The sequence below is a fragment of the Nitrosospira sp. NpAV genome (assembly GCF_000832065.1).
GTDB lineage: Bacteria > Pseudomonadota > Gammaproteobacteria > Burkholderiales > Nitrosomonadaceae > Nitrosospira.
In genome coordinates this window covers 1-17483 of record NZ_JXQM01000026.1, presented here as the reverse complement: position 1 = coordinate 17483, position 17483 = coordinate 1, and the positions used below count along the sequence as shown (strand labels likewise).

The following is a 17483-nucleotide window of genomic DNA, read 5'->3' as shown; positions in this document are numbered from 1 at the left end:
TTTAACATATACCTGTCCATGCCGGGGCGGGTAACCCTGGCGTAATATTCCTCACATATTATCGAGATTTCTAAGAATGACTTAACATGGGGAACGCGGGATTTACAGGGCCGATTTATACCCTGCCTGAATCAGGATTCATGAAAGTTCTTTGGGTTGAAATGCGAGGAATAGATACCGATGTCATAAAAACCCCAACAGCTTGGTGAGTAACATCGTAGCAAGAGGAGCAAAATCATGTTTGCATAATGCGAGGCTCTTTATTCCAATCGCGGCAAGCGGTGCTCGAAGCGAGGTGGATTGAGAAGGTTGGACTGCTTCTCGCTAATTGAAAGGTGTCAGTGCTGAAAGGGGTCAGCGACATGCTTGCGCCAAGGTAGCCAATGTTTCGCGGAGCTCGGCTGTTTGTGGATTTGCGGCCATACACTGTTTCCTATTAGCGGTTAATTTGGTATACAATCGACGGATTATATTGCTCACGAGAAAACGCTGAGCATACGACTAATTTGCGGATTTGAAACCGGAGACATTATGGATAGAACGTTTGGGTGGGCTATAAGGTTGGCATGCACTATGTTGATAGCACTGGTAGCGGTGCCAGTTCATGCGCAACTGATGCTCGCTCATGAGGGTCATCATTCAGGAGACTGTGCCATCAAAACCGGGGCTTTTCCTGTAGCCTTCAGTGCCTATGAAAAGCCAAAGGGGGATCTTCCACCTACTCATGCGTATTGCGATCATGTGCCGGAAACCGGTGAATTGTATTTCTCGGTGGATTTGACGGATCCCGAGTCTCGCGAGATCCCCATCGCAATACGCCTGGTGATGGAAGGACATGGGGAAGGGGGACATGAAATTCTGTCCGTGCCAGCCAAACAATACCCATCTGGAAGTATTGCCTTTACAGTGAATTTAGAGGAACTCGGTCAATATGCAGTACTGCTGGAGACAGAGAAAGCTGGCAAGATGACCACGGCGGTACGTATTCCGGTACATGTTGGCGGCGGCGGAGGCCACGGCTCACATGGTTCAGGTTTTGGTGCGACAGAAATTGCGCTGTTAGTGGGTGTGGGAGGCATTGCTGCTTTCTTTTGGATGCGGCGCCGGACGAGCGCGAAAGCATCCTAGCAAAAATAGTCCGGACTGGATCCCCTGTTTATTCCGATCCTGATTGGATAGTAAGCGGGGCAGTGTGGATCACACTGCGTAGGCGCTAGAAGTTTGAAGGCAAGAAGGTATTCGCAGATGGTATTCATCCGTTGAATACTGTCGAACACAGGCATGCGAGCAAGGCTGGGTTTATTGCTTGGAGGGATGAATTTCTACCCGCAATACCTTCTTATCTTATCCGTCGCTGATCAGTTGGGAATGGGACATACTTGTCCTCCTGATTGATGCAATGCCTCTCCAGCCGGGTCATTCTTAATCCGGCAGTCGACATTATTCATTTTTGTCGTATCTCATCCTATCTTCCAAGAAGACAGCAAACTCCATCTTGCACAGTTGCCCAACGTACGGAGTGACGGTACTGCGTATCTTCACTAAGATTTTGCGAGTGCTAAGTATTGTCAGCGGCAACATTCAGAATCACCAGCGATTCTGAATTGTTATTGCTATCAGGTGACCGTTGCAATCGTTCTGCTTTCCCTTTTGAAAGCGCATAGACGATATTGGCAGCGTTGACCACTGCAGGCTGGTGAGATACCGCAATGATGGTAAAGTTCTGCGCCAGTCTTTGTAGCGTTTCACAAATTATCTGTTCGCTATCTGGATCGAGGGCACTGGTTGGCTCATCCAGGAGCAGGAAAAGTGGTTGATGGGCGAGCGCTCTGGCAATTGCTATGCGCTGACGTTGCCCCCCTGATAGGAGTCCCCCACGTTCACCCACGACAGTCTGCAAGCCCTCCGGAAGAGCGCTGACGAAATCCCAGGCGCCTGCCTGGCGCAATGCCCGTTCCGCATCCGCGTAAACCAGATCAGGCGCACCGACAAGAATATTGTTAAGAATGGTGTCATGGAGCAGAATAGTTTCCTGAGATACATAACCTATCATATACCGCCATAGACGCAGGTTGATTTCATGCAGCGATACGCCATCGACCAGAATTTCGCCTGACTTGGGTTCAGCCAGTCCGCAGAGGAGGTCGAGCAGTGTACTTTTGCCAACTCCTGATGTTCCCGTAATGGTAGTAAACGACTTTACGGATATCTCGATGTTGAGATCGCGAAATATCGGTTTCGTCCCATAATCGAAGCTTATATGCCTAAGGCTGATCCCCTGCTGCAGGGTGGGCTGGAGAGTCCCGGTGGTTCTTTCGGCCGCGGCTTCCGCTTCCTGGGTTGCTGCTCGCATCGCCCAATAAGCGCTTTCCTGCGCGACCAGCTGTTGATAACGCCGTTGTGTTTTATTGAGTAAGCCGAGGACACGGGTCAGCAGGAACGCCATTACCATGACCTCAGGTAATGAAAGTTGCCAAATTACAAGCGCCAGGTATAGACCGCTTGCCGTCAAGGCGGCAAGTATGGGTTCCTGTAAGGCTAATAAAGCTTCCCTGCTCATGACTTCCCGGCGCGTAGCTTTCTCCAGCTGCTGGGTTTGATCACGGAGAATGGCGTCGGCCACATTGTCCCGCGCCATGGCTTTCAATGATTTTACCGAAGTGAGCACATCGGAAAGATAAGTCAATAGATGACGTATCAAATGCGTCTGCTTAGAGCCTGCTTTGCGCGTGGCGCGCACCAGGCGATGTAGCGCCAGTAGCAGAATCATGCCGATGAGTAGGGAGGTAAGGGTTGCCTGCCATGAAATAAATAAGGCCACGGTGGTATAGACCAGCACTTGCATGGATAGGGCAAGAACGTTGGCGCTATGCTCAAAGCCGTTTGCGGCCCGGTATGCTTCCGTGGCAACCGAATTGGCAAGTGAACCTACGGGTTGGCGCAAATAATATTGCCAGCGGCTGGCAAGCAGCGCCTTGATGAGTTCCAAGCGCAGCGTGGTCGCGACATGTGCCACCGTATAGCCAACCTGCCTGTTGGCCAACAGCAATATTAGACTTTTGATGAGCATGCCACCGACGATAATCAACAGCATGACGCCTATAGTGGGTTCAATTCCCATCCCCTGCAGGGCATTCACTATCACCCGCCCAATATCCGAGTCTCCCGTCCCGCCTATCGCAACCGAAAGCAAAGGAAGAAGCGCGGTCAGGCTCAGTCCCTCAGCAATGCCTGCGGCCAACAGCGCCACCAGCATATAGGCGCTGCGCCGAGGGAAAACCATGCTATAGGTAAGAAGCGTACGCATGCCGTTTCATGAATTTAATGATTATCCTAAATCCCGGTAGTAGCAGCCTCGTTCAGGAAGTCAGCCTCAAGTAATACGGAATATTTGTTATCGATCATAACATTGATCTATTAAATGAGCGGACAGCTACCGGATTGAGGATTATTCTATTCTTTGATTCACCGTTGATATAACGTGATGGGAAGCATTGTGTGATTGGAACACAAGGAGAATTTTTTTGCACGTCGTCGTACGAAATAACCCGGCAGCAGAAATACTTATCAGAGAATCGTCTCCCGCAGATCGGCGAAAGCTTGGCCGGCATAATCCATCTGCTCACTGGTGTGGGCCGCGCTGACGCTACAACGTACCAATGATTTGCCATCCGGCGCCGCGGGCGGTAGCATCAAGTTGACATAGATGCCATGTTCGAGCAAGCCATGCCATAAAGCCATCGCCTGCTGCGGGGTATCGAGTATGGTTGCGATGATAGGGCTGGGCTCCGGACCAAGCTGATAGCCGAGTTCCTGAAGTCGTGAATAAAGCTGATGGGCATTTTTCCAGAGCTGTTGACGTAGTCCAACACCGTCGTGCAACAATTTGAGGGCTGCACGTGTTGATGCGATGGTGGCGGGTGAGGGTGATGCTGTAAATATATATGGGCGGCTGACGTAGCGTAACTGATCGAGTTGTGGATGATTGCTTACACAGTAGCCCCCTATACCACCGAGACTCTTGCTGAAGGTACCGGTAATGAAATCGACTCCGCCAATGAGGCCCGTTTCTTCCACCAGACCTTGGCCTGTCTTACCAAGAACTCCAAGAGAATGCGCCTCATCGAGAAGAAGAGTGCTATGGTAGGCATCTTTTAATTTGACAATCTCCGCCAGTGGGGCCCGATCACCGAGCATGCTGTAAATGCCCTCAGCAATGATCAGAGTCGAGCGGGAGCGCTCCCCCAGGCGCCGGAGGCGTTTATCCAGGTCTGTCATGTCATTGTGCCGGAACCTGATTATCTCGGCACCACTCAGGCGGCATCCATCATAAATACTCGCATGAGAATCGCCATCAATGAGTATGACGTCACCGGCTCCCGCCAGGCCGGAGATGGTAGCGAGATTTGCCTGATAACCCGTTGTAAAAACGATGCACGAGTGACAGGTATAAAAATCTGCAAACTCCCGCTCAAGGGCACGGTGTCCCCCGTAGCTACCGCTGGCCATGCGCGATCCCGTCGTGCCGGTACCCTCGCTTTCAAGTGCTTCATGCGCTGCCCGTAGACATTCCGGTGCGAAGGTCAGTCCCAGATAGTTGTTCGTACCCAGGAACAGTATGCGACGATCGCCGATTTTCGCCTCCGTAGCAGAATAAATCTCTCCTATGGGTATGCCAAAAACATCCATACCCTCGGGCAGCAGAGCTTTTCTCGCTGCCGCCACGGCGTCCAGCTTATCTAGTAGGCTCATTATTTCGCAGACTTTATCTGGTGAATCAAATTTGTAAGTTCATGGACAGTCTGAACATCCGTAAGAGCGTTAATTGGCACGGAAATATCAAACTCATCCTCAATTTCCATAATTAAATTCAATAACTTGACGGAATCAATGGCGAGTTGATTGATGAGATCCGTCTGCGGCGTAATTTCCACCTCGGGACCAGCAAGCTGCCTAAGATGATGGCAAAGTTTTTGAAGGATATCATTGTAATCGTTAGACATGGCTCAACTCTGAATCGATTTGGTAGTGGTAGAAATCATATTGCCTGAGGCAGGGCATCGCGCAAATGCATGCGAGGCTGCCAATCCGGAAGCGCCTGGGTGAGAGGCGTTATATCGGAGACCCAGTCTGCATGTTGCAGTTCTCTAACTTTGCCGGGGGTTAACATGGGGGAGTAGCGTAGCAGCCGGGCCGACCACAAATTAATGTTCGCAACCAGCGAAACAAGCGACCCTGGTAAAAAGATGCAACGCACCGGCCGCTTCCAAACATCTTGCGCAATGGCGGCTACAGTTTGGCTGTCATAGCCTCCCGGCCGTCCATCATCGAGTTCATACACACCCTGCACGGGAGTCTGGGTTGAGAGCCAGCAGAGAATGGCCGCTACCAGATCACTGACGTGCAATAAACCAAAGCGCATCGTAGTTTTCCCAACCATGGGTAATATACCACGCTGGGTACTCCTGAAGAGGGGACTCATTTCTTTGTCCCCCGGGCCATAAACCGCGGTCGGGCGGAAAACCGCACATGGCATGATATGCGAATGATTAATCACCAACTGCTCAGCCATACGCTTACTGGTTGCATACCACGAAAGTTCCGGCTCTCGGGCAGCCAGAGAAGAAATAAGGAGAAAGCGAGGGGGCGAGGCCTGTTGTATCGAGGCCCGCACAAGATTGTGGGTGCCTGTGACATTGGTTGAAATGAAGTCATCGAGGGAACTGCCCCGAACCCTACCTGCGCAATGTACCACAGCAGAAACATTTTTGACGAGGCTTCGCAATGCATCCAGGTTGTCTAAATCACCTTCGATCCATTGCGTAAACTCATCATCGGCACGGGGTTGGCGGGCCAACGCCTTGATCTTCCATCCCTCTTTGATCAGGGATTGTAAAAGCACACTACCAATAAAGCCGGTGGCCCCGGTCACCGCCACCCATGAGCCCGACATATGCCGGTTATTTGTCCCCGGACTCGGCAGATAGAGAAAGCTGGTCTGTCAGATTTGTCCGCTGTATGAAACCTTGGCGCGCCGCAAAACGCGACAATTTACCGGATGAAGTACGAGGTAAAGTGTGTGGCGAAACCAGCTCAACCAGGCAATTGACCCCAAATGCCATATACACCAACCGTTGCAACCGGCTGATAAGAGACTGCCGATCCGTTATGGAAGTCAAGCGGCATTCTATAACCAGCACAATTGTTGTAACATCATTGGCATCGGTTATACCAAAGGCAGATGCCTCACGGGTTCTTACCTCTGGTTGCTGCTCCGCAAGCTCTTCGATATCTTGAGCCCGGATATTACGCCCATTGACAATAATTACATCTGTGCGGCGCCCTGTGACATACAGGTCACCTTCAAAAAGAAAACCAAGATCTCCGGTATCCAGCCAGTTACCAGGGCGGAGAGTCTTTTGGGTGTCCTCCGGATTATTAAAATAGCCGGTCATAATACTGCTGCCATACACCAGTACACTGCCTACTCTCAAATCAGGCAGAGCCAGGCCGGCTTCATCAACAACCTTGACCGTATGTTCGGGTAAAGGGCGTCCGCAGTTTACAAATTCGCTATATTTCCTGCCTTCCGCCTGTAAGCGCACAGCCATCTTCTTATCCACCAGCGTGCCGGCATCAACCCGCAAGCTTTGGAAGCCCCGGCCAACCTGAGAGAAGGTAACGGCTAGTGTCGATTCGGCCAGTCCATAGCATGGCAGAAAGGCTCGTGCATCAAAACCTGCCGGGGCAAATTTTTCAGCAAAATTTCTTAAGGTATCCGGTCGTATCATTTCCGCACCGACACCGGCCGCACGCCAGCTGCTAAGATCGAGATCCTCCAAATCTGAATCACGAACTCGCAGAGTGCAGAGTTTGAGGCCAAATGGCTGGCTAAATGCGACGGTAGCGCGATTTCGACTAATCAGACGCAACCATTGCAGGGGACGGATTGCAAAATCGCGGGTAGCCAGATAGTCGACCGAAACTTGCGCCACCATTGGCGCCATCACCATTCCCACCAGCCCCATATCGTGATAAAAGGGCAACCATGACGCACAGCGGTCACCGGGGCGTATCTCCAAGCCATAACGAACAATCCCTTGAAGATTGCTCATTAATGCCCGTTCCGTAATGATTACTCCGCGCGGAATGCGAGTACTGCCGGAGGTAAATTGAAGGTAGGCGGTTTCGTCGGGATGATTTGCTTGCAACGGCATCTCCATAGCTGGGAGATTTCCCAATTGCTCAGGGGTGCCAACCCATCTCAACCCATGAGATTCCTCGGCAGCCTCTTTGAGAAAGCCTATATAGTCTACATTGGCGAGCGCAGCGCTTGCCTGGCCGCCTTCAAGCATTCCACGGAGCTGCTGAACATAAACCGTGTGGCTGCCAAGATTAACCGGAACCGGCATTGCAAACGGAATGAGTCCCGCGTAGCGGCAAGCATAAAATAATTCAACAAATTCAGGGGTGGTGTCGGCAATAAGCGCTACGCGATCACCATGAACCAAACCGAGGCCCGCTAATCGCCGGGCCAGGATGCGAGCATTTTCCCTTAAAGCCTGATAGGAAAGGACCGAGCGTAAGTTCCCTTTGGCATCATAGAAGTTATATCCGGCATTTCCCGCCGCCGCGTATTCCAAGGCAGCCGTTAATGTCTCAAAGTCTGCCAATCTCTGAGATTGGGTGTTGGAAGTCGGTGTTGGAGTTGTTGCTGTCGGCGACTCGCTTGACAATTGAGGATTAAACGCTTGCGTCAGCGGAGCGTTCAACTTCGCTATGGTTGAACTCAAGGTCTTCCCCTCCAAATTAATGGGACTAGTCATTTTTTATAATGTAAAGAATTCTGGCTTTGGTTGTTAATTATTCACCGCTTGATTTGAAATTTTAATCTTCAATACCGAGAATAATCGCCGTGATAACAAATACTCATTAATACGCTCATAATGTGTTAATCAAATCAACTTCTAAGCTTATATTACGGCGGATTTCTCTGTCAAGGTAATGGGGTTCTGACTCATAAAGCCCTCCAAAGGCAGGGAAAGCGCCGATTTCTCAGTATTTAAATGCCATTGAAATATTTATGAGTCCCACCTGTCGCGTACAAGAGTAACAGGTTCCATTTTGGACGAGTTGGGGAGCAATATAAAGAGATTTTGGAGAATGGGAGAGAAATGTGTCGTTTTTTTGCAACAAAGTCTTTCCCGGATATTTCAGCAGCGACTAATTAACAAAAGTTGCGCAGATGAAGGTTTATAGTACCATCACATTTGAATCTCTGCGGAAGGGTTTGGGGCAGTTGCAATTACCGGCTTTTGATGGTTTTGCAACTGGTTTGAAAGATTTTAGGTGTGGGTAATTCGTTACGCCCTTCGTTCCCGCTCATATCTCAGTTTCGTTAAGCCGGCAGGCAAGCAATGCTAAGCTACTACCCACGCCCTCGCGCCGGGATAATCGCTGAATACCCTGATGTTTGCATCGATGAAAAGATTGGATACCCAGGCGCCCCACGCCTGCCATTGGTTATTGGTGATAATTGCAATCCGATTAAATTCGCTGCCATGCTGCCGGATAAATTTGATGTCTTCCCATGCGACATCAACGGTGTAGCTGAGCATGTCGCGCCAATCCAACAGAAGATTCACTCGGCTTTCGGATCGGGACTTGTAGATCACCTGCTCTTCGAATTCCTTGTAATCGGCCAGAGTGAACTCGCCGAAAATGGCGACATTTATAAGATTATCAGTTTCCTCAATGGTAATCATGGGCCAAGTCACTCATTATAGATATTAGATATGCCAGAATTAAATGTGCGATCCGATTTCCCGTCGCAGAAATTCATGGAAATGCGCCATGCCATCTTCCATCGGAGATTGATATGGCCCGATTTCATTGATCCCTTGCTCATATAACGCGCGACGTCCAGCGGTTATCAGCTTGCAAATTTCATCATCCTCAATGGCGGTTTCGCGATAAGCAGCTTGTTCGGCTTCAATAAACTCGCGTTCGAACAAGGCAATGTCTTCAGGATAGTAAAATTCAATCACATTGGTGCAACGCTCTGTCCCGGTCGGCAATAATGTGCTGATGACCAATACGTGAGGATACCATTCCAACATGATATTAGGATAGTAAAGCATCCAGATGGCGCCATAAGGCGGCGCCTTACTCTTGGTTTGCAGCAATAGTTGTTCATGCCACTTGGCATAAACCGGCGTACCGGCGTGGGCGAACCCATGATTTACGCCAACCGTCTGCACGTTGTACCATTCACCGAACTCCCATTTCAGATCAGCGGTATTAACGAATTTGCTCAAGCCTGGATGGTAAGTTTCGACGTGATAGTCTTCCAGATACACCTCGATAAAAGTCTTCCAGTTGCAGGCATACTCTTCTATTTGTACCCGCTCCAGCACATGGCCGGAAAAATCGAAATTCTTCAATACCCCCAGATGAGCCATATCGTGCGCCACATCCCGTTTGCCGGTAAACAGCAGGCCGTTCCAACTTTGTAATGGCGTCTTGCCCAAGTTGAGACAGGGATTTTCGGGAAACTGGGGCGCGCCCAGCAGTATCCCATTCATATCATAAGTCCAACGGTGGACGGGACAAACAATATTTCGGGTGTTGCCGCGCCCCTTGAGCAGAAGAGATTGCCGATGGCGGCAAACATTTGACAGCAACTCGATACCGTCCTTGTTGCGCACTAACGCCTTGGCGCTATGCATCCACTCCAGCACATAGTAGTCTCCCACATTCGGCAACATAATTTCGTGACCGACGTAGCCTGCTCCTCGATCGAATAGAAAGCGTTTCTCCAGATCAAGGATACGAGGGTCGAGATACCAGGCTGTGGGTAGTTGCGCGGGTGCTTGCCTCAGTTGGGAAGCATCAACAAGATTGGACATATCTCCTACTTTTTCCTCGTCAAGGGTTCAAAAAAGATGATTACCATGATAAAAATTCCGGTTTTTACTAAAAAAGGGCAACGAGTCAAGCTGGAAGAACGTGATATCTTTTCTAAAACGCCTATAATCTCGACTGAAAGATGCTGTGGAAGAAAGTTTTCATGTATTTAATTGACCTAACCCCGCTTATTGCGTTATTTTTGCAAATTCCCGGCAATGCATCTATTCTCTGACACTGTGCTTATCATGACAAAGCCTGCTAAACCCGTCAAATTTTCGCGGCCAGAAAGTTTTGAAGTGGCATTGACGGAATTGGAAAATATTGTGGTCGAAATGGAAGCGGGTCAAATGCCGCTCGAAGCCTCGCTCTCAGCCCACAAGCGTGGCGCCGAGTTGCTGCAATATTGTCAGTCCAAGCTACGCGATGCCCAACAACAGGTGCATCTCCTTGAGGCTGATACGCTGAAAAATTTCTCCCCGTCTGGTATCGATGATCGCTGATTTCCAGGATTGGGCGAGGAGCCGCCAGGTACGCATAGAAACTTCCCTGCAGACCTTACTTCCCGCAGCAGATGTTCCTCCCGAGCGTCTCCATGACGCCATGCGTTATACCGTTTTGGGCGGAGGAAAGCGGGTGCGCCCGCTGCTTGCCTTCGCCGCTGGAGAACTGAACAATGCGGACGAAGAGCGTGTAACCATTGCGGCGGCGGCGGTGGAGTTGATACACGCCTATTCATTGGTGCATGACGATCTGCCCTGCATGGATGACGATGTTCTGCGGCGGGGTAAGCCCACTTGTCATGTAGAATACGATCAAGCCATAGCATTGCTGGCAGGCGACAGCTTGCAAAGCCTGGCCTTCCAATTACTGGCTGAATACCGCTTGGCGGATAGCCCTCAAATGCAACTTGAAATGATCAAGCGACTGGCACAAGCGGCGGGCTCGCGGGGCATGGCAGGTGGACAGGCGGTTGATCTGGCTAGTGTCGGCAAGACGTTGAGTCTGCCGGAACTGGAATTTATGCATATTCATAAAACCGGCGCACTTATTCGTGCCGCGGTAATGCTCGGTGCCTATTGCGGCAATAACTTGAACGAGAGCCAACTGACGAGTCTCGATCATTTTGCCAAGTGTATTGGTCTTGCATTCCAGGTGGTCGACGACGTACTCGATGCGGAAGCTACCACCGCGACCTTAGGCAAAACCGCGGGCAAGGATGCCGAAAATAACAAGCCTACCTATGTAAGTATCCTAGGAGCCAACCGGGCTCGCGAGCTGGCCGAGGAATTGCGGCGCGACGCATACCAGTCGCTGGAGATTTTTGGTGCAACGGCGGGGCGGCTACGGCAGCTAACCGATTTCATTATCCACCGGGAGTTTTGAACTGATGTTTTTCATAGTAAAGACTACAATAATTTTTAGGGTTTAAATGTATCCACTGCTTGACACCATCAATATTCCTTCCAAGTTGCGAAGGCTGGAACGCAAGTTGCTGCCGCAGCTTGCGGATGAATTGCGCCAGTTTCTTGTTGAATCAGTATCTAAAACAGGAGGACATCTATCGTCGAATCTCGGCACGGTCGAGTTAACCATCGCACTGCATTATGTTTTCAACACGCCCGATGACCGTTTGGTATGGGATGTGGGTCACCAGACCTACGCTCACAAGATTCTCACCGGCCGCCGTGAAGGCATGAGCAAATTGCGTATGCAAGGCGGGGTCGCAGGCTTTCCGCGACGTGATGAAAGTGAATACGACGCTTTTGGCACAGCGCACTCCAGTACATCCATCAGCGCCGCGCTCGGTATGGCGGTAGCGGCGCAACGGGAAGGAAAAGACCGGCGTGTGGCCGCCATTATCGGCGATGGCGCCATGAGCGCCGGCATGGCGTTCGAGGCGTTGAACAACGCCGGCGCCATGAACACCAATTTGCTGGTGATCCTTAACGACAATGACATGTCGATATCGCGTCCAGTGGGAGCACTCAACAACTATCTGGCCAGGCTCATGTCGGGACAGTTTTATGCAACGGCACGGCGTGCTGGCGAGAAAATGCTGGGTGTCGTGCCGCCGATGCTGGAGCTTGCCAAGCGCGCGGAAGAGCACGTGAAAGGCATGGTAACGCCTAGTACCTTGTTTGAAGAATTCGGTTTCAATTATATCGGTCCCATCGATGGCCATGATCTTGACATATTGGTGACTACGCTCAACAACATCAAGCATCTTAACGGCCCCCAGTTCCTGCACATCGTAACGCGCAAAGGCGCGGGCTATAAGGCGGCCGAGGAAGATCCGATTCTCTATCACGGTGTGACCAGATTTAATCCGGATGCGGGTATCGTTCCCAAAGCCACGGGTAAACCCGCTTATTACCAGATTTTTGGGGAGTGGTTGTGCGATATGGCGGCGCTGGATGAGCGCTTGGTCGGAATCACACCTGCCATGCGCGAGGGTTCAGGATTGGTGAGATTTTCTGAGGAATATCCCGATCGTTATTTTGATGTCGGCATCGCTGAACAACACGCAGTTACCTTTGCGGCAGGCTTGGCCTGTGATGGTATGAAGCCGGTGGTGGCCATTTATTCAACATTTCTGCAAAGAGCCTACGACCAGTTAATTCATGATGTCGCGATTCAGAATCTGCCGGTGGTATTCGCCATTGACCGCGCCGGATTGGTGGGAGCGGATGGCCCTACGCATGCCGGCAGTTTTGATTTAACTTATCTGCGATGTATCCCGAATATCACCGTGATGACGCCTGCTGACGAGAACGAGTGCCGTCAAATGCTCTATACCGCATTTCAAATGGATACACCGACGGCGGTACGATATCCACGCGGCATAGGAACAGGCATAGCACCGCAAAAGGACATGCAAGCATTACCTGTGGGACGCGGCGACATTCGCCGTAGCGGAGAAAAAATTGCGCTTCTGGCTTTTGGCAGCATGCTCAGACCTTGTCTGGAAGCGGGGGAAGAATTAAACGCGACCGTTGTCAATATGCGTTTTGTCAAACCATTGGACGATGACCTAGTTATGTCTCTGGCATCGAATCACGACTTATTGGTGACGGTGGAAGAGAATACGGTTCTGGGCGGCGCGGGCAGCGCGGTACTGGAATCGCTTGAAAGCAGAGGCCTTACTACTCCGGTGTTGCAATTGGGATTACCGGACATTTTCATAGATCAGGGCGACCCCTCCCAAATGCTGGCTGACTGCGGGCTGGATAAGGCGGGAATCGCCAGATCGGTCAGATCGAGACTTTCCGAGTAGTTAATTCCACTGTTTCAACACCTGGTCTATCATCGCCTAGACCCCGTGGGTCTTTCTTGGAAAGCAGGTATCATGAACGACATGAATTTTCCCATTGCGGATGTGCAAAGCGTCTTGGATACGAGACGTATCGCGATCAATAGGGCGGGTATCAAGGCCGCCCGCCACCCGGTGACGATTACAGACAAGGATGGCTGTAAACAGCATACCGTCGCCATGTTCAATATGTATGTAAATTTGTCTCATGATATAAAAGGCGCGCACATGTCGCGTTTTTTGGAGATACTCAACGCGCACGAGGGGACGATCTCCGTTGAATCCTTTGAAAGCATTCTGCGGAGCATGGTAGAGAAGCTCCAAAGCGAATCTGGTGGTATCGAAATGACTTTCCCTTATTTCATCAACAAAATGGCACCCGTCTCCGGAATATCAAGCCTGTTGGATTATGAGGTGACTTTTATCGGTGAAATCAGGGAAGGTATTTACAAGTTCACCATGAAGGTAGTTGTGCCCGTGACCAGCTTGTGCCCATGTTCCAAGGAAATCTCCGCCTACGGTGCGCACAACCAGCGGTCCCATATGTCAATCTCGATTTGTATCAACAGCTTTGTCTGGATCGAAGATCTGATAAGAATGGCGGAGGACCAAGCGTCATGTGAGCTCTATGGATTGCTGAAACGTGCGGACGAGAAATACGTTACTGAAAAGGCCTACGATAACCCGAAATTCGTTGAGGATACGGTACGTGATGTTGCTGCAATCCTGGATAAGGATGCGCGCATAGACGCCTACGTGGTGGAATCGGAAAACTTTGAATCCATTCATAATCATTCGGCTTACGCATTGATTGAGCGGGATAAATTGAAGAATTGAGCAAACCGTGGCTGCATGAGGGTTTTTTGCCGAAGAAGGCCATAAATTGACCTTTTACGGATGGAAAGGTATAGTAACGCCCTTTCCGGGGTGTAGCGTAGCCTGGTAGCGCGCCTGGTTTGGGACCAGGATGTCGGGAGTTCAAATCTCTCCACCCCGACCAATTCATGCGAATGTGGGGCAAAATCCGATTTGAGTGGTGCCCGTAGCTCAACCGGATAGAGCACCAGCCTTCTAAGCTGGGGGTTACAGGTTCGATTCCTGTCGGGCACGCCATAGGTTATCTCCTAGCAATGGCAGCTGAATCCAGGCTATGCGGTATATTTTCGGATGGTGGCTGTAGCTCAGTGGTAGAGTCCCGGATTGTGATTCCGGTTGTCGTGGGTTCGATCCCCATCAGCCACCCCATAATACAAAGGCTTGCAGAGATGCAGGCCTTTTTTATTGCCCTGTTTTGTAAAATGTAACGGATTTGTACCCTGTCGGTAGACCCTGAGCCTGATGGATACCGGAAAGGGGTTATTATTGTAGGCAGGAATTATTTGTGGGCCGTAATCTTCTGGCGGCTACCGCGGCAGGACGAAGCAGGTTCCGGAATATTCTGCGAATTGCAGGCGTCTGCATTTACATTTACCGGCTTCATCTCAATGTTCGCTCACGATGCCATCCCGACAGATTTAAAGCATAGAACATAGTCATGAATCATAAACGCGGCAAACCAAAGAATGCCAGGGCGGGTTGCCTGATGTGCAAACCTCTTAAGATAAATGGCGCAAAGCAAGGGAAGGGATTGCAACCAGTTGGCAAAACTGGAGGAACTAATCAGCGCAAAGAGCTCTTGGCATGAATGGATATGAATGAATTAGGAGGATGTTTCAGTCATTAATTGTAAGATTCTTATGAGGCTGGGTTTAGCTTCACGCTTCCTGTTTTATGGCGTCAATTCAAATAACGGCATCAACCGCGATTGCAGAAAACTCAAGTTTCATCTTTTTCCCTTCCGCTCGAGTCCCGCTTTTTTGGTGAGCCTTATCGATCTCTGGCAAGCGTTCTGATATGACAGCCCAACGATGGCGAAAGACCCCATTTCCTGTACCATCCACCCGCCAAAGCTAGGCGGGGATTCACTTTATTAGGCTGGCTTCGGTCATTAATCTGCCACTGCCATACAATAAAGCCTATTATTCAATAGGAGCGAAAAAATGAGAATAATTATAGTTCTGTTGCTTGTGGGGCTATCGGGATGTTCGACGCCGCCTTCTTCCTACTATGGAGAATATACCCGTGGAGGAGAAAGAGCAGGTTATATGGAGGCGCTAGAGGAATGTAGAGTTGCGGCAAAGGATAGGGCCAATAGAGACAATTATGCAGATGCCTGGACAGCAGTCTGGTTGAGTTATGTTGATGAATATGTCTTGGCCTGTATGAATAAGAAGGGCTTCGAGTTGGTCAATAGAAAATTACCTTCCAAGGCTTCCCCATCTTGGGGGGATTAGCAAACAACTCATACTGGGCTTATTACGCTTAAACCCGCTTACGCCCGCAAGAAATCCATTCCAATATCCAAGCTTTTGTTTTCACGTACCACATATGTCATAAATCCAGCGCGCGCCGGATGAAATGCTGCTCTTTTGCCCTGTGGCACATGGCCTTGGATCTATGCAGCGATTTCGGCAACATGTGGGACCCGCAGTTTACTTTCCTGAATCAACTCTTGCTTTTCTCACTCTGCTTCCCACCCCACGTCAGATCAGACGCTGATCAAACGATTTCTCTTAAATATTTTATGTGTCGCTTTTCGACGACAATAAAACTTCATTATAAACATACAGTTACAATTTTTTAATAAAAACAAATCTGGTTTGGCGACATTAGGCTTTAATACCGTATTATAACATTATGATTATTAAGAGTTAAATAACATGGCATGGATCGTGCTTTAACTATTGTAGATTAAGCTTCTCCTTGCTATTTAATGTTATGTGGGTTATCGCACGGACACGCCTCATTGGGCAATATTAAATAATAATGTTGGATTGCCATGCAAAATGGGTTTACTCAGCTAAATAGAAGGCTTCCCCGGCAGCGATCATGATCCCGTTTTAGGAAATAAGTTTTATTTGAGCAATAAGATTTTTGCGCTGGAGTGAATAGCGCAGGATTACTTCAGCGCCATGGCTCTTCGCGTATTCCGAGTCAGATGTGCAATCAGTCTATGGAAGGAATACCGGCTCCGCGTCGAAGACTCAAGCTGCCAACCAGATAACACCGGCTAACTAAGCACTAACCGAGTATCACAATATGGGGTTTTTCTCTTCACTTTCCGCTGATCATCTTCAGCGCTACGCCCGCATTATCCAGGAAGGGGTAGCTGTACGCGGACATCTTGACCTGTTCAGATGGTTGCAGGGAGAAGTTCAGCACTATCTGCCGCATGAGATTATGCTTGCCGCATGGGGCGATTTCGGCTCGAATTTCATTCGGCACGATATCGTTTCGGCGCTACCGGGTGTTAGAACTGCTCATCTGGAACCGGAAGGTCTTTCACCGTTATTGCGGAAACTCTATAATCGATGGGATGAGCTGGGGAGGATGGCTTACGCATCGAGCGTTCGAGCTGATGCTCTGTATGAAGACGGCGATTTACAATGTTCTTTTGGTGCCGCGTTGCAAGGTATGCATTCATCCCTAATGCACGGTATCAGCGACAAACGCGGGCGCCATGATTGTCTTTACGTAATTTTTAGTTCGAAAGATGAACTAGACAGTTCTACGCTCAGTGCAATGGAAATTCTGTTGCCGTATCTGGATACCGCATTACGCCGCGTAGCGCCTTTGCCATACCCTGCTTGCGGAGGGAGGCTCCTGGTAGACCCTCCGGAATGCGAAGACTACGGACTTAGCGGACGTGAAAGCGAAATAATGGACTGGGTAAAGATGGGCAAAACCAATGCCGAGATAGGCAGCATCCTGTGCATCAGTTCTTTCACCGTAAAAAATCATTTGCAGCATATCTTCAAGAAACTCGATGTTTATAACCGGATACAAGCCGTATCCAAAATAGAGCGTAGTCCCAGCCATGGCTGAAGCCAACCCGACATTCTCCGCATCCACGGTTTTCACTCATGCCAAAGGACCGCTTGGCAACAACATGCTGAGCGCTGTCGAAGCCATTCTCGACCCCGCGGCATTGATACTTTCCCTCTGGCTGATAAGCAACGGCATTGAAGGAGAATTGCAGCCCCCCTACCTGATTCTTGCGGTAATCGTGTTTTCCATCACCTTTCCGGGCACCTCGCGCCTGCAATTCTCCATCAAGAGACTGGTCTTCGATGTGCTCTACAGCTGGTTCTGGGTGGTTCTGCTGCTGCTTTTCCTCGGCGTTGCCACCGGCTATATGGCCGAATTCTCCAGCGAAGCGCTGATC

General features: G+C 50.0%; 13 protein-coding genes, 3 tRNA genes and 1 pseudogene. 10 read left to right on the top strand and 7 right to left on the bottom strand.

The window, feature by feature from the left end; all coding sequences use genetic code 11:
• Positions 1-531 precede the first annotated feature (531 nt).
• Positions 532-1128, top strand: a complete 597-nt coding sequence (locus SQ11_RS14305) for a hypothetical protein (RefSeq protein ID WP_041514872.1) — start codon at positions 532-534, stop codon at positions 1126-1128.
• 430 nt (positions 1129-1558) lie between these two features.
• On the opposite strand, the gene SQ11_RS14300 is transcribed toward SQ11_RS14305, so the two are convergent.
• From SQ11_RS14300 to SQ11_RS14270, 7 genes are all read right to left on the bottom strand, one after another.
• Complete coding sequence (locus SQ11_RS14300; protein WP_052494286.1) at positions 1559-3307, bottom strand: ABC transporter ATP-binding protein; 1749 nt, start codon at positions 3305-3307, stop codon at positions 1559-1561.
• A 260-nt stretch (positions 3308-3567) separates the two neighbouring features.
• Positions 3568-4752, bottom strand: coding sequence for an aminotransferase class I/II-fold pyridoxal phosphate-dependent enzyme (locus tag SQ11_RS14295; protein ID WP_084226899.1), 1185 nt, complete (start codon positions 4750-4752; stop codon positions 3568-3570).
• Entirely contained in the window at positions 4752-5003 is a 252-nt protein-coding gene (locus tag SQ11_RS14290) for an acyl carrier protein (protein ID WP_041514871.1), read from the bottom strand. Before SQ11_RS14290 ends, SQ11_RS14295 begins: the two co-directional genes overlap by 1 nt.
• 35 nt (positions 5004-5038) lie before the next feature.
• Positions 5039-5953 carry an NAD(P)-dependent oxidoreductase gene (locus SQ11_RS14285; RefSeq protein WP_041514870.1) on the bottom strand — a complete coding sequence of 305 codons (915 nt, stop codon included), beginning with the start codon at positions 5951-5953 and terminating at the stop codon, positions 5039-5041.
• Positions 5954-5960: 7 nt separating this feature from the next.
• Positions 5961-7793, bottom strand: coding sequence for a fatty acyl-AMP ligase (locus SQ11_RS14280; RefSeq protein ID WP_041514869.1), 1833 nt, complete (start codon positions 7791-7793; stop codon positions 5961-5963).
• 627 nt (positions 7794-8420) lie between these two features.
• Positions 8421-8765 (bottom strand): STAS/SEC14 domain-containing protein, encoded by a 345-nt coding sequence (locus SQ11_RS14275; RefSeq protein WP_041514868.1) that lies wholly within the window; start codon positions 8763-8765, stop codon positions 8421-8423.
• Positions 8766-8804: 39 nt separating this feature from the next.
• Positions 8805-9908 carry an SRPBCC family protein gene (locus SQ11_RS14270; RefSeq protein WP_041514867.1) on the bottom strand — a complete coding sequence of 368 codons (1104 nt, stop codon included), beginning with the start codon at positions 9906-9908 and terminating at the stop codon, positions 8805-8807.
• 246 nt (positions 9909-10154) lie between these two features.
• Here SQ11_RS14270 and SQ11_RS14265 point away from each other — a divergent pair, with 246 nt between their 5' ends.
• The 9 genes and pseudogenes from SQ11_RS14265 to SQ11_RS14220 all read left to right on the top strand — a co-directional run.
• Complete coding sequence (locus SQ11_RS14265; RefSeq protein WP_041514866.1) at positions 10155-10409, top strand: exodeoxyribonuclease VII small subunit; 255 nt, start codon at positions 10155-10157, stop codon at positions 10407-10409.
• Entirely contained in the window at positions 10399-11292 is an 894-nt protein-coding gene (locus SQ11_RS14260) for a polyprenyl synthetase family protein (RefSeq protein WP_041514865.1), read from the top strand. The genes SQ11_RS14265 and SQ11_RS14260 overlap by 11 nt, the downstream gene beginning before the upstream one ends.
• Positions 11293-11338: 46 nt before the next feature.
• On the top strand, positions 11339-13183 hold the full coding sequence (gene dxs, locus SQ11_RS14255) for a 1-deoxy-D-xylulose-5-phosphate synthase (RefSeq protein WP_041514864.1): 1845 nt from the start codon (positions 11339-11341) through the stop codon (positions 13181-13183).
• A gap of 72 nt (positions 13184-13255) precedes the next feature.
• Entirely contained in the window at positions 13256-14056 is an 801-nt protein-coding gene (gene folE2 / locus SQ11_RS14250; protein WP_041514863.1) for a GTP cyclohydrolase FolE2, read from the top strand.
• Between the two features lie 86 nt (positions 14057-14142).
• Positions 14143-14219, top strand: a tRNA-Pro gene (locus SQ11_RS14245).
• A gap of 36 nt (positions 14220-14255) precedes the next feature.
• Positions 14256-14332, top strand: a tRNA-Arg gene (locus SQ11_RS14240).
• Between the two features lie 57 nt (positions 14333-14389).
• Positions 14390-14464 (top strand) — tRNA-His (locus SQ11_RS14235).
• Between the two features lie 1893 nt (positions 14465-16357).
• Positions 16358-17143 (top strand): XrtB/PEP-CTERM-associated transcriptional regulator EpsA, encoded by a 786-nt coding sequence (epsA, locus tag SQ11_RS14225; RefSeq protein WP_041514861.1) that lies wholly within the window; start codon positions 16358-16360, stop codon positions 17141-17143.
• Positions 17136-17483, top strand: a pseudogene (locus tag SQ11_RS14220) (undecaprenyl-phosphate glucose phosphotransferase); the annotation flags it as partial. The gene epsA and the pseudogene SQ11_RS14220, both read left to right, overlap by 8 nt.